The sequence below is a fragment of the Rhodococcus yananensis genome (assembly GCF_020515525.1).
GTDB lineage: Bacteria > Actinomycetota > Actinomycetes > Mycobacteriales > Mycobacteriaceae > Rhodococcus > Rhodococcus yananensis.
Genome location: NZ_JAIYEP010000090.1, coordinates 1 through 14193, shown reverse-complemented (window position 1 = coordinate 14193; position 14193 = coordinate 1). Strand labels below are relative to the sequence as shown.

The 14193-nt window shown below is 68.4% G+C and carries 9 protein-coding genes; 7 read left to right on the top strand and 2 right to left on the bottom strand.

The window, feature by feature from the left end; genetic code table 11:
* Window positions 1-94: 94 nt before the first annotated feature.
* Window positions 95-883, bottom strand: coding sequence for a hypothetical protein (locus LDQ05_RS17205; RefSeq protein ID WP_226438170.1), 789 nt, complete (start codon window positions 881-883; stop codon window positions 95-97).
* A 936-nt stretch (window positions 884-1819) separates the two neighbouring features.
* Between LDQ05_RS17205 and LDQ05_RS17200 the strand changes: the two genes are divergently transcribed.
* Window positions 1820-2425, top strand: coding sequence for a GNAT family N-acetyltransferase (locus LDQ05_RS17200; RefSeq protein WP_226438172.1), 606 nt, complete (start codon window positions 1820-1822; stop codon window positions 2423-2425).
* Window positions 2426-2476: 51 nt separating this feature from the next.
* On the opposite strand, the gene thiD is transcribed toward LDQ05_RS17200, so the two are convergent.
* Window positions 2477-3268, bottom strand: a complete 792-nt coding sequence (gene thiD / locus LDQ05_RS17195; RefSeq protein ID WP_226438169.1) for a bifunctional hydroxymethylpyrimidine kinase/phosphomethylpyrimidine kinase — start codon at window positions 3266-3268, stop codon at window positions 2477-2479.
* Between the two features lie 116 nt (window positions 3269-3384).
* Between thiD and LDQ05_RS17190 the strand changes: the two genes are divergently transcribed.
* From LDQ05_RS17190 to LDQ05_RS17165, 6 genes are all read left to right on the top strand, one after another.
* Window positions 3385-5370: a S9 family peptidase gene (locus tag LDQ05_RS17190; protein WP_226438168.1), complete on the top strand. Its 1986-nt coding sequence runs from the start codon at window positions 3385-3387 to the stop codon at window positions 5368-5370.
* 145 nt (window positions 5371-5515) lie between these two features.
* Window positions 5516-8185: a valine--tRNA ligase gene (locus LDQ05_RS17185; RefSeq protein ID WP_226438167.1), complete on the top strand. Its 2670-nt coding sequence runs from the start codon at window positions 5516-5518 to the stop codon at window positions 8183-8185.
* Window positions 8182-9615: a bifunctional tetrahydrofolate synthase/dihydrofolate synthase gene (gene folC, locus LDQ05_RS17180; RefSeq protein WP_226438166.1), complete on the top strand. Its 1434-nt coding sequence runs from the start codon at window positions 8182-8184 to the stop codon at window positions 9613-9615. Before LDQ05_RS17185 ends, folC begins: the two co-directional genes overlap by 4 nt.
* Before the next feature lie 83 nt (window positions 9616-9698).
* Window positions 9699-10028: a DUF4233 domain-containing protein gene (locus LDQ05_RS17175; protein WP_226438171.1), complete on the top strand. Its 330-nt coding sequence runs from the start codon at window positions 9699-9701 to the stop codon at window positions 10026-10028.
* Window positions 10029-10046: 18 nt separating this feature from the next.
* Entirely contained in the window at window positions 10047-10466 is a 420-nt protein-coding gene (gene ndk, locus LDQ05_RS17170) for a nucleoside-diphosphate kinase (RefSeq protein ID WP_226438165.1), read from the top strand.
* Window positions 10467-10879: 413 nt separating this feature from the next.
* Window positions 10880-14161: a translation initiation factor IF-2 N-terminal domain-containing protein gene (locus LDQ05_RS17165; protein ID WP_226438164.1), complete on the top strand. Its 3282-nt coding sequence runs from the start codon at window positions 10880-10882 to the stop codon at window positions 14159-14161.
* Window positions 14162-14193 lie beyond the last annotated feature (32 nt).

Here is a 14193-nt window from a genome sequence, read left to right as displayed (position 1 = left end):
ATCTGGATGCGTAAGACACACCCATGATCAATCCCTGTCCCCATGCCCGCTCAACCCGCCCCCGAACACACCGAAACCCCAGGTCATGGCACCGCTAGTCAACAACTACGGGGCCCTGGGCGCGGAGTGCGTCGACGGTGCGGGCGATGGTGGTGGGGTCGAGGAGTTCTGCCCGGTGTTCGGGGTGCGCCATGTAGTGCTCGAGTGCGGCGTCGATGAGTTCGGGGGCGATGTGGAACCGTTGCCGATCGATGAGGTGGAAGTCGAAAGGGGCGGGGGCCCGGAGCCGTCGGGGTTCGGTCACCCGCCACAGTCGTGGAACCCGTTCGGTTCTGATGACACCGGAATCCGTATACGTGGCGATGACGACGTCCAGTGGATCCGGGATCAACGTCGGGGCCATGAGGGCGTCCCAGGGGATCGAAGTGTCGGCGAGGGTGTTCCGAATCCGGATTCCGTGGTGGTCAATGGCGATGAAGGCGGGGCGTAGTCGCCCCATCAGGATGAATAGGAAGCATCCGATCATCCATCCACCGGTGACGATGACCAGGACTGCTTTCCCGAGGACGTAGTCACCGGGGTCCGTCACGTGGGGTGAGATCGCCAACCCGATCGCGATTGCGACAAGGGAAGCCTGCCCGATCGGCACCATGGCGAACGTGATCGGTGATTGCCGCAGAATAAGCGCCGGCGCGCCGTTGTCGGATCCGACAGTGATGTGTTTCGCGCATGTCCGCGAGCTGTAGGTGACCGGTGCTGCCATGACGATAGCGCCGGCGGCCGTTCCGGTCAGTAGTGGAAAGCCGATCGCTTCGTACCCCCAGGAGGGGAACCCGGTCATGGCGAACTCGATACTCAATGCGATCGCGTAACCGACTGTCATGACAGTGGTAAACACACAACCCGCAAGCTGCTGGTTGGTATTGCGTCGGCCGTAGATCCTCTCGGAAGACACCTCATCCGAACGCACGACCCACCCCCCGGCCGAAGGCTGTAATTCCGCCGATCGCGGCACCGGCGACAGTGCCGACGATCGGAACAGCGGACCCGGCGATGGCGCCCACTGTAGCCCCTGTCAGAACCCCTGCACCGTTCGACACAATCGCCTGCATGGGTGATTCGCCGGCGTAACAGTCGATTCCGATCCCGGCGATCAGGCCGATGGCCCCGCCGCACTTCGCGAGTCGGCTCGAGAGAGACAGGAGATCGGCAACAGCTTCGGCGCAGGGTAGGTAGAGGTAGGGCGGTAGCTGCACGGGTGCGTCGGGCACGACGAGATTTCCCCCTGTTTCGATCGTGTCGGTGACGTCGCGGTCCGGCCGAGGCCGGGGTCGTCGGCGCATAGCGTAACAAGATCGATCGGACGGCAGGAGCCGGCGCCGGGCAGGTCGTATCGACACGGTCGCTCATGATCGACTCGGGGGATCCGCATGGGCAGGTGGGGATTTCGTTTCGGCCCGCCAAATCGCGGCAGGGTTCGGCCGTAAGGCCATGGGTACTCCGGCATCCGCGTACGAGGGGTTCGGACGGTACGTCGAGGCAAACGAGAAGCCGCGTGATGCGATCGCCGGTGGCGGCAGAGCGCTTCTCACCGAAGAGTTCGGGTTCGCATGCAGACTCGGGATCATCGGACGAGAACTACAGGGCCACAAGGAGTCCCGTTACGCATATCGTGTCCAACGGAATGATCGCCTCCATTCCCGAGTTGAGACGGTCATTGCTGAGATGCCGGAAGTCGATGACCGTGTCGGCCGGGTCGGTGAGGGTTCCGCGGCCGAACCCCCGATGCGGGGCCGTTGATCGTCGTACTGTGGGGAGTGTGAACGTCACGGTCAGGACCGCCACCCGCGCCGACACCGCACCCATCGCTTCGGTGCTGGCTGACGCCTTCTTCGATGATCCGGTGTTCTCGTGGATCTTCCGCGACGAACGAACCCGACTGCGCGGGTCGCGTCGCTTTTTCGCGGTCGACGCGAAGCACCACATGATCCCATCGGGCGGCACCGATATCGCCGAATCCGACGGTTGCGCAGGCGGCGCAGCAATGTGGTCGCCACCGGGACAATGGCGGCTTTCCACATGGCAGGAGTTGCGATCGCTGCCGGCGATGGTCGGCGCACTCGGTCGCTACACGATGGTAGCCAAGAGCGTCAGTGACACACTCAACGCTGCACACCCGGAGGCACCGCACTGGTATCTGTCCACGATCGGAACCGCTTCCTTTGCGCGGGGCGCTGGATACGGAACTGCGTTGCTGCGTTCACGCCTCGACCGGTGTGACGCCGAACATTCACCTGCCTACCTGGAGTCGAGCAAGGAAGGGAACGTTCCCTACTACGAACGGTTCGGGTTCGAGGTCACCGGGGAGATCCATATTCCCGACGGTGGCCCGACACTGTGGGCGATGTGGCGCAACCCACGCTGACCGTAGCGTCACGGGTGACGGCACCGTCGGCAAGTGCACGGGCAGGAAGGGTTACGCGCCCTGCCAGACCGTGTCGAACGGGGTGTTCGCCGACACCCGGCCCTGGATACCTGCGGTCACGAAATCCTTCGCGGTGGCGACCGCATCGGCGACAGCAGCGCCCTTGGCGATCTCAGCGGTGATCGCCGCAGCGAGTGTGCACCCCGCACCCGACACGCGCTCGTTCCCCACCTTCGGTGCGGTCAGCAACGTCACCTCGGAGCCGTCGAACAGCACGTCGACGGCGTCGTCGCCGTCGAGTTCGACCCCGCCCTTCGCGACCACGTACTGCGGGCCCAGGTCGTGGATGCGGCGCGCGGCCTCGACGAGATCGTCCACGGAGGTGATCGCCTCCATCCCCGACAGCGTCTGCGCCTCGAACAGGTTGGGGGTGACCACCGTGGCGTGCGGCAGGATCTGCGAGCGCAACGCATTGTCGGTGTCCAAAGCCGCACCCGGCTCCTGACCCTTGCAGATCAGGACGGGGTCGAGCACCACGTGACGCCACGACGACGCGCCGAGCCCCGCCGCGACCGTCTCGATCGTGGCGGGCGTGCCCAGCATCCCCACCTTCACGACGTCGAGATCGTGGGCTGCGGTCGCGGCCTCGATCTGCTCGGCGACGACCTCCGCCGGAACCGGGAAGAAACGGTGCGACCAGTTGTTCTTCGGATCGAACGACACGATGCACGTCGTCGTGCCCACCCCGTACACGCCGAGCTGCTGGAACGTCTTCAGGTCGGCCTGCAGGCCGGCGCCGCCGGTCGCTTCCGAGCCGGCGATGACGTAGGCGAGATCGACCACTGCACGTTCTCCGTTCGATGTCGAGGGGCGGACACCCGACCGGTCCCGCCGGACGACCAGCGTACAACCGGGCCGATCCGCACTCGGCGTGCGCCCGCGTCGATAGGCTGCTCGCCGTGACGGCCTTCGACGATCTCGACGACTACCTCGCGCTGCCCCGCGCCACCGCCCTTGCGCTCTCGCCCGACGGCACCCGACTCGTGCTTGCGCAGTCCACCCTCGACGACAAGGCCACCACCTTCGTCGGTGCGCTGTGGGAGATCGACCCCGACGGGCGCGTACCTGCGCGACGCCTCACGTACGGGGAGAAGGGTGAATCGAACCCGACGTTCACCGCCGACGGCGATCTGTTGTTCACCGCCGCGCGCGGTGCTGACGACGCCCCGGTGGCGCTGTGGCGGTTGCCGTCGAGCGGAGGAGAAGCACGTCGGGTCGCCACCCGCAAGGGGGGCATCGCCACGGTGCACGCGGCGTCCGGCGCCGACCGCATCCTCGTCACCGCGAACGTCCTCGGGCGCAGCGAAGACGACGACGAACGGATCCGGGACGCCCGCACGGACGGGAAGATCAGCGCGGTTCTGCACAGCGGTTACCCGGTGCGTCACTGGGACCACGACCTCGGCCCCGACCGGCCGCACCTGCTCGACGTCACCGACGGCACCCCCACCGACCTGACCCCGGGTATCCGCGGGTCGCTCCGCGAGAGCCACATCGATGTCGCCGCCGACGGCACGTTCGCCGTCGCCACCTGGACGGTGCCGGGCCCGGGAACGGCCGTGCGGACGACGATCGTGCGGATAGACCTCGGAACCGGTCTGCGCACCCCACTCGTCGACGACGACACCGGCGATGCCGGGCATCCCGCTCTGTCGCCGGACGGCACGCGTCTCGCCTACCTGCACGAGTCGATCGGTGATCCGGAGACCCCACCTCGCGTCACCGTTCGGATACTCGACATCGAATCGGGTGCAACAGTTTTCGCGACAGAGGATTGGGACAGGCGGCCCACCTCGGTGGCGTGGCTGCCCGACGGTGCACTCGTGCTCACCGCCGACCACCTCGGACGCGCACCCGTATTCGTGCTGCGCCCGGGCGCCGACCTACCGGAACGGCTCACCGTCGACGACGCCGCCTACACCGACGTGCGCGTCGCGCATGACGGCGGTTCTCTGTTCGCGCTGCGCGCGTCGTACACGACCCCGCCGCACCCGGTGCGCATCGCCGTGACCGGCACGCACGCGGGCACCGTCACGACACTGTCGGCGCCGGCAGCCGCTCCGGAACTACCCGGTCGACTCGAGGAGATCACCGCGACGACGGATGACGGCACCGCGCTGCGCGGGTGGCTCGCGTTGCCGGACGAGGCGGCGGTCGAGACACCGGCGCCGCTGCTGCTGTGGATCCACGGTGGGCCCCTGAACAGTTGGAACACGTGGTCGTGGCGGTGGAACCCGTGGCTGCTCGTCGCCCGCGGGTACGCGGTGCTGCTGCCCGACCCGGCGTTGTCGACGGGCTACGGCGCCGACTTCATCCGGCGTGGCTGGGGTCGGTGGGGCAAGGAACCGTTCACCGATCTGATGGCGATCACCGACGCGACCGTCGCCCGCCCGGACATCGACGCCGAACGCACCGCCGCGATGGGGGGCTCGTTCGGTGGGTACATGGCCAACTGGGTCGCCGGACACACCGACCGGTTCCGGGCGATCGTCAGCCACGCGGGCCTGTGGGCGCTCGACCAGTTCGCACCGACCACCGATGCCGCGTGGTACTGGCAGCGGGAGATGACACCCGAGATGGCGGTGGAGAACTCGCCGCATCTGTACGTGGCGGACATCGCCACCCCGATGCTGGTCATCCACGGAGACAAGGACTACCGCGTCCCCATCGGCGAGGCCCTGCGCCTGTGGTACGAACTGCTCGACGAATCCGCGTTGCCCGCCGAGGACGACGGCACCACCGCGCACCGCTTCCTGTACTTCCCGTCGGAGAACCACTGGGTGCTCGCCCCGCAGCACACCGCCCTCTGGTACGGGATGGTGGAGGCATTCCTGTCCGAGCACGTCCTCGGTGTCCCGATGGCGCCACCGGACGCGCTGGGGTGACCGTAGCCTCGCCCGATGGTGACAGCAGCGGTGAATTCCGCGCGGGTACCGCCATTCGGTGTCGTTCCGGCCGCGGTGCGGGTGCGGTCGGTGCCTCGCGGAGGGTGTGTCCTGGTGGTTTGCGTCATCCGCTTACGATTGACGGGTGACCAGTGCGCCAGAGAATCCGCAGAACCCCGCCGACGCCCTCCCCAAGAGCTGGGACCCCAGCGCAGTGGAGGCCGATCTGTACCAGGGCTGGGTGGATGCCGGGTACTTCCGCGCCGACACGGGTAGCGACAAGCCCGGCTACTCCATCGTGCTGCCGCCGCCGAACGTCACCGGCAGCCTGCACATGGGCCATGCCCTCGACCACACCCTCATGGACGCGTTGACACGACGAAAGCGCATGCAGGGCTACGAGGTGCTGTGGCTTCCCGGCATGGACCACGCCGGTATCGCGACACAGACCGTCGTCGAGAAGCAACTCGCCGCGGACGGGAAGAAGAAGGAAGACTTCGGCCGCGAACTGTTCATCGACAAGGTGTGGGACTGGAAGCGCGAGTCCGGCGGCACCATCCAAGGCCAGATGCGGCGCATCGGCGACGGTGTCGACTGGTCCCGCGACCGCTTCACCATGGATGACGGCCTCTCCCGTGCGGTGCAGACCATCTTCAAGCGGATGTACGACGACGGGCTGATCTACCGTGCCGAGCGCCTCGTGAACTGGTCGCCCGTGCTGCAGACCGCGATCTCCGACATCGAGGTGAAGTTCGAGGAGGTCGAGGGCGAACTCGTCTCGCTGCGCTACGGTTCGCTGAACGACGACGAACCGCACGTGATCGTCGCGACCACCCGTGTCGAGACGATGCTCGGCGACACCGCCGTCGCCATCCACCCCGACGACGAGCGGTACAAGGCTCTACTGGGCACCACGCTCGAACACCCGATCACCGGCCGGCAGATCCCGATCATCGCCGACGAGTACGTCGACCCCGAGTTCGGTACCGGCGCCGTGAAGATCACCCCCGCACACGATCCCAACGACTTCGAGATGGGCCTGCGGCACAACCTGCCGATGCCCACGATCATGGACAAGACCGGCCGGATCGCCGACTCGGGCACCCGCTTCGACGGCATGGACCGGTTCGAGGCTCGCGTCGCAATCCGTGAGGAACTCGCCGCGCAGGGCCGCGTCGTCGCGGAGAAGCGCCCCTACCTGCACAGTGTCGGGCATTCGGAGCGTTCCGGCGAGACCATCGAGCCCCGCCTGTCGATGCAGTGGTGGGTCAAGGTCGACGCCCTCGCCAAGGCCGCCGGTGATGCCGTCCGTAACGGCGACACCGTCATCCACCCCGCGAGCCAGGAACCGCGCTGGTTCGACTGGATCGACAACATGCACGACTGGTGTATCTCACGGCAGCTGTGGTGGGGCCACCGCATCCCGATCTGGTACGGCCCCGACGGTGAGGTCGCGTGCTTCGGTCCCGACGAGACCGCACCCGAGGGCTGGGAACAGGACCCGGACGTCCTCGACACCTGGTTCTCGTCCGGACTGTGGCCGTTCTCGACGATGGGCTGGCCCGACAAGACCGCCGAACTCGACAGGTTCTATCCGACGAGCGTCCTCGTCACCGGCTACGACATCCTGTTCTTCTGGGTGGCGCGGATGATGATGTTCGGCACCTACGTGTCGGGTGACGACGCCCTCAACGGCGGCGCCGCCGGCACCGTGCCGTTCAAGGATCTGTTCCTGCACGGTCTGGTGCGCGACCAGTTCGGCAAGAAGATGTCCAAGTCGCGCGGCAACGGCATCGACCCCCTCGACTGGGTCGACCGGTTCGGTGCCGACGCGCTGCGCTTCACCCTCGCGCGCGGCGCCAACCCGGGCAGCGACCTCGCGGTCGGGGAAGACCACGCCCAGTCGTCGCGGAACTTCGCGAACAAGCTGTTCAACGCCACCAAGTTCGCGCTCATGAACGGTGCGGTCGTCGGTGATCTGCCTGGCCGCGACACCCTCACCGACGCCGACCGCTGGATCCTCGACAGGCTCGAGCAGGTCCGCGCCGACGTCGACGAGGCGTTCGACCGCTACGAGTTCTCCAAGGCGTGCGAGACCCTCTACCATTTCGCGTGGGACGAGGTCTGCGACTGGTACCTCGAGCTGGCGAAGGTGCAGCTCGCCGACGGCAGCGCACACGCCGACGGCACCAAGATCGTGCTCGGCACGGTGCTCGACGCACTGCTGCGGCTGCTGCACCCGGTGATCCCGTTCGTCACCGAGACCCTGTGGAAGGTGCTCACCGGCGGTGAGTCGGTGGTGATCGCATCGTGGCCCGGGGCGACAGGCGTCGTCACCGATACCGACGCGACCCGCCGCATCGAGGACCTGCAGAGACTCGTCACCGAGATCCGCCGGTTCCGCAGCGACCAGGGCCTGAAGCCGTCGCAGAAGGTCGCGGCGCGGCTCGTCGACGTCGACGCCGCAGACCTCGACGCCCAGGTCGCGGCGGTGCGGTCGCTCGCACGGCTGACCGAACCCGAGGACGGGTTCTCCGCGACCGCGTCCATCGAGGTGCGCCTGACCCGCGCGACCGTCACCGTCGAGCTCGACACCTCCGGCAGCATCGACATCGGCGCGGAGGTCGCGCGGCTGCGCAAGGACCTCGCGGTCGCCGAGAAGGAGCTTGCCGGGACATCCGGAAAGCTCGGCAACGAGGCGTTCCTGGCGAAGGCACCCGAGGCCGTCGTCGAGAAGATCCGCGGACGCAAGCAGGTCGCCGAGGAGGAGATCGCGCGGATCACCGTACGGCTGACGGAGCTGGGGCAGGCGTGAGCGCCGACGAGGCAGGAGCGAAGCCGGGGACGCCGTCCCCGGTCGACCTGGCCGAACTCACCCTGGTCGAGGCGGAACTCGACCGACGCTGGCCCGAGACGAAGATCGAGCCGTCCCTGACCCGCATCGCGGCGTTGATGGACATCCTCGGGTCACCGCAGCGCAACTACCCGGTCATCCATGTCGCCGGCACCAACGGCAAGACGTCGGTGACCCGCATGATCGATGCGCTGCTCACTCGCATGCAGTACCGGACGGGTCGCACGACCAGCCCGCATCTGCAGCTCGCGACCGAACGGATCAGCGTCGACGGTGCGCCCGTCTCGCCGCGCACCTACGTCGACACCTACCGGGACATCGAGCCGTACGTGCAGATGGTCGATGCGCAGTCGGAGGCGGCGGGCGGCCCGAAGATGAGCAAGTTCGAGGTCACCACGGCGATGGCATTCGCGGCGTTCGCCGATGCGCCCGTCGACGTCGCGGTCGTGGAGGTGGGTCTCGGTGGTCGCTGGGACGCGACGAACGTGGCGACCGGCCAGGTCGCCGTGATCACCCCGATCGGGATCGATCACACCGGCTACCTCGGTGACACGCTCACCGAGATAGCGGGGGAGAAGGCCGGGATCATCAAGAAGGCGCCCGAGGATCCGCTGGTGCCGCGCGAGACGGTCGCGGTCGTCGGGCAACAGGAACCGGAGGCGATGGAGGTGCTGCTGCGCCGGGCCGTCGAAGCCGACGCGGCGGTGGCCCGGCAGGGGTCGGAGTTCGCGGTGCTGCGGCGCGCCGTCGCCATCGGTGGACAGCAGTTCGATCTGCAGGGTCTCGGCGGTGTCTACACCGACATCTTCCTTCCGCTGCACGGTGAGCATCAGGCGCAGAATGCGTCGCTGGCGCTCGCGGCGGTGGAGGCGTTCTTCGGGGCCGGACCGCAACGGCAACTCGACGTCGACGCGGTGCGCGATGCGTTCGCGTCCGTCGTCAATCCCGGTCGGCTCGAGCGTGTGCGGAACGCTCCGACGGTGTTCCTCGACGCCGCCCACAATCCGCACGGAGCGAAGGCGCTCGCCGCGGCGCTCGCCGACGAGTTCGACTTCCGCAAGCTCGTCGGTGTCGTCAGCGTGATGGCCGACAAGGACGCCGCGGGTCTCATCGAGGCGCTCGAGCCGGTGTTCGACGAGATCGTCGTCACCCACAACGGGTCGCCGCGTGCGATGGACGTCGACGATCTGGCGAACATCGCGGTCGCCCGATTCGGTGACGAACGTGTCGTCACGGCCGCGACCCTGCCCGACGCGATCGAGACGGCGATCGCGATCGCCGAGGAGGTCGCCGAACCCGGCGAGGCCGTCTCGGGCGCCGGTGTGATCGTGACCGGGTCGGTCGTGACCGCCGGTGCGGCACGGACCCTGTTCGGAAAGGAACCTGCGTGACCAGCGACAACGAAGACAACCCGACCGGAGGCGAGCAGTTCCGTCCGCCGACCACGGACCCGTGGAAGGGGTTCCGCGGGGTCATGGCCGGGACCCTGGTGCTCGAGGCGATCGTCGTGCTGCTGGTGCTGCCGGTGATCTCCGCGCTCGGCGGGGGCCTCACGGCGTTCTCCGGCGGTTACGTCGTGGGTCTCGCGGTACTGATGTTGCTCGGCGCGGGTGTGCAGGGCCGGTCGTGGGCGATTCCGTTCAACATCACCCTGCAGGTGTTGACCCTGCTCGGATTCTTCGTCGACCTCGCGCTCGGCGCGGTGGGTGTGCTGTTCACGCTGGTGTGGGTATACATCCTCTACCTGCGCAAAGACATCAAGGATCGGGAAGCGCGGGGTCTGCTGCCGGGGCAGCGGGACTGAACCTCTACGCTGGTCGCCGTGACTGAGCGGACCCTGGTACTGATCAAGCCCGACGGCGTCGCCCGCCGTCATGTCGGAGAGATTCTCGCGCGCATCGAGCGCAAGGGACTCGATATCGTTGCACTCGAGCTGCGGACCGCGACCGTGGAGGTCGCGGCCGCACACTACGCGGAGCACGAGGGCAAACCGTTCTACGCGGGTCTGCTCGAGTTCATCACGGGCGGGCCGTTGGTTGCGGCGGTTCTCGAAGGGCCCCGTGCGATCGCCGCATTCCGGCAGCTCGCCGGCGGCACCGATCCGGTCGAGAAGGCCGTCCCGGGTTCGATCCGTGGCGATCTCGGCCTCGAAGCGGGGGAGAACCTGGTGCACGGCTCCGATTCGGTCGAGTCGGCCGAGCGGGAGATTGCACTCTGGTTCCCGGAGTTGGCCTCCGCCTGAGTTGTTCGCCGGGGATTCACCCGGATTTTCCCTTCGACACATCGACCCACGGCGCCCTTCGGGGCGCCGTTGGCGTATCCGCGCACGTCCGTGTGGGATACTGGGGGCGGTTGTACCGCACGAGCCCGTGCGGAACGATCGACGACATCACGGATCGATGCCCGACATCGCTGTGACCGAGGAACCGCAGGAGACACCTCGCTCGGTCACATGCTGGATGCACCGGCGCTCGAACCGCGATCAAGCCAGGCATCGCTCGGCCGTGCAGTGAAAACGGGCACCGGACGACCGCACGATGCGAGACCGGAAGGACCCGCGCCACGGCGCGGGTGCACAAGCAGCGCCCCCGCGCGGCCGCTCACATCACCGCGACAAGGTGGTGGACGCGCCCGGGGGTCACATAGGAGACCTACGTGGCCGATCACGAGCCGCCTGACAACAATTCCACCGAGGCGAACTCCCTGAGTCTGCCCGCCAAGATCCGAGTCCATGCCCTCGCGAAACTCCTCGGATTGACGAGCAAGGAAATCATCGCGAAGGCTGCGGAACTCGGCACCGAGCTGCGCAGCGCCCACTCGACGCTTCCGCGGGAGGCCGCGGAAGAACTGCACACCGCGCTCAGTGCGCAGGCGGAAGCGGACACCGCCGCCGAGACGCAACCGCAGGAACCTGCTGCCCAGGAACCCGCACCGGCCGAATCGCCGGTGGTCGATGCGCCCGAGGCGGAGCCGCTCCCGGACACCCCCGTCCTCGACGACAGCGAGACCCCCGCCGGTGACGGGCCGGTCGTGGAAGCACCCGTCGGCGGCGCCGCCGGGCTCTTCGCTGCGCCCGGAGGCGACACCCCGCTGTTCGACATTCCCGAGCCCACACCCGAACCGGCTGTCGCGCCCGCGGTGGAGGCACCGCTGTTCCTGCAGCCCACGGCACCGCAACCCGAGGAAGAGGCCCGGCCGCGTCGTCGCCGGTCTCGTCGAGGTGGTCCGGAATCCGCACCCCAGGACACCGCTTCGCAGCAGACCGAGAAGCCGGACGTCGCCGCGGCCGAGACGGACACCGGCGAGCGCGCCGGTGCCGGAACCGCAGCGGAGCAGGCCGAGCCCGAGACCTCGGCCGACTCGACGAGCGACACCGCAGGGAGCGCCGACGAGCACGAGGAACATCCTCGCCGGCGCCGGCGAGGTCGCCGCGGACGTGGGCGCGGACGCAGCGACAGCACCGAGCACGACGAGACCTCGGCCGACACGACCACCGAGAAGAACACCGGTGAGGAGACCGCGGAGAGCGCGGACGCGGCGAGCACGGCCGGATCGGCCGAGGCGGAGCCGAGTGGAAGCGACACCGGCGACGCCGAGGACACCGGTACCGCTGAAGAGGGGGCGTCCGACGAGTCGTCCGGTGAGGAAGGCGCGTCGCGCCGTCGTCGCCGTCGTCGCCGCCGTCGCGGTTCGGGCGACGGTTCCGACACCGTGTCCGAGGACGATCCGCCGAACACCGTCATCCACGAACGCGAGCCGCGGGCGAAGGCGCGGGCAGCGAAGGACGAGGTGCAGGGCATCAGCGGGTCGACCCGTCTCGAAGCCAAGCGGCAGCGTCGCCGCGACGGTCGCGAGGCCGGACGCCGGCGCCCGCCGATCCTCACCGAATCGGAGTTCCTCGCCCGCCGCGAGGCCGTCGAACGGGTCATGGTCGTGCGGGAGAGTGCGGCCGGAGCACACGCCGGAATGACGCAGGTGGCGGTGCTCGAGGACGGCATCCTCGTCGAGCACTTCGTCACGAGCGCCGGTTCGGCGTCGATGGTCGGCAACATCTACCTCGGCCGTGTCCAGAACGTCCTGCCCTCCATGGAAGCGGCGTTCATCGACATCGGCCGCGGCCGCAACGGTGTGCTGTACGCGGGTGAGGTGAACTGGGAGGCCGCCGGGCTCGGTGGCAACTCCCGCAAGATCGAGCAGGCTCTCAAGCCCGGCGACCAGGTGGTCGTGCAGGTCAGCAAGGACCCGGTCGGGCACAAGGGAGCCCGGCTGACCACGCAGATCAGCCTCGCCGGACGCTTCCTCGTCTATGTGCCGGGCGGATCGTCGACCGGTATCAGCCGGAAGCTGCCCGACACCGAACGCAAGCGTCTCAAGGACATCCTCCGCGAGATCGTCCCGGCCGACGCGGGTGTCATCATCCGTACCGCCGCCGAAGGTGTCAGCGAGGAGGAACTGGCCCGCGACGTGGCCCGGCTGCAGTCCCAGTGGGAGGCCGTGCGGGCTCACGCCGACAAGGAGCAGGCGAACGCCTCGGGCCAGCCGAAGACCCTGTACGAAGAACCCGATCTGCTCGTCAAGGTCGTGCGAGACCTGTTCAACGAGGACTTCTCGAAGCTCGTCATCGAGGGGGAGAAGTCGTGGTCGACGGTGGAGAACTACATCCGCACCGTCGCGCCCGACCTGCTGCCGCGGGCGGAACAGTATCGGTCCGAGTCGTCCGTCGACGTGTTCGGTGCGTACCGCATCGACGAACAGCTCGCCAAGGCACTCGACCGCAAGGTCTGGCTGCCCTCGGGGGGCACACTGGTCATCGATCGCACCGAGGCGATGACGGTGGTGGACGTCAACACGGGTAAGTTCACCGGGGCGGGCGGAAACCTCGAGGAAACCGTCACCCGCAACAACCTCGAGGCCGCCGAGGAGATCGTCCGGCAGATGAGGCTCCGCGACATCGGCGGGATGATCGTCGTCGACTTCATCGACATGGTGCTCGAGTCCAACCGGGATCTGGTGTTGCGGCGCCTGACCGAATCGCTCGGCCGCGACCGCACCCGGCATCAGGTGTCCGAGGTGACATCGCTGGGCCTCGTACAGATGACACGCAAGCGGCTCGGCACGGGCCTCGTCGAGGCCTTCTCCACAACCTGTGAGCATTGTCACGGGCGCGGCATCATCGTGCACTCCGACCCGGTCGAATCGAAGCCGGCGGAGGAGTCGTCGCGTTCGTCGCAGGGCGGTTCCCGCCGCAAACGCGGTCGCGACAAGAGCCAGCAGGATCAGGGTCAGAACCAGAATCAACACCAGCACCAGAACGCCGAACCCGCCGCGACGCACGTGTCGTCGGAGGAAGCCGCCAAACGCGCGGCGCATCCGGTGGCGCTGGCGATGGCGGCGCACCGTGGGGAGGAGCACCCGGCCGAATCGGACGGAGCGACCCCCACCGCGGACGGTGCGGACGTGGCGGCATCCGGCACGACCGAGCATGCACCGGCGAAGGACGTCGAGGTCGCCGCGCCCGTCGTCGAGCAGGTCGCGTCCGAGCCGAAGGCCGACCCCACGTCCGAATCGAAGCCCGAGTCGAAGGTCGAACCGACGATCGAGGAGGGCGTGGAGGCTGCGGCGAGCACGGAAGCGTCGGGCACCGCTGTTCCCGACGAGGCCGTGCCGGAGGTCGGGGCCGCTGCGGAGCCGGCCTCCGCAGACGGTGCGCCGCGTCGTCGACGGGCCCGCCGGGTGTCGCGGGCGGCGTCCGCCCCGGCGGGCGACGGTGCCGCCGCCAAGGTGTTCGTCGTCTCGGCGCCCACCGCGGAACCGGAGGAGAAGGCCCCCGCGGCACCGTCCGCCGACGGTGACGCGCCCGCAGCGGTCGTTCGCAGGCCGCGCCGCCGTCGCGCGGCGGGCCGTCCGGCGGGGCCGCCCGTCGACGCCCAGGTGTGATGTGGGTGCCGGGCCGGCTCCGGCCGGCCCGG

Coding starts and splice junctions, on each gene's coding strand:
- LDQ05_RS17205 (WP_226438170.1), bottom strand. CDS start 883: ATGACAGTCGGTTACGCGATCGCATTGAGTATCGAGTTCGCCATGACC.
- LDQ05_RS17175 (WP_226438171.1), top strand. CDS start 9,699: ATGGCCGGGACCCTGGTGCTCGAGGCGATCGTCGTGCTGCTGGTGCTG.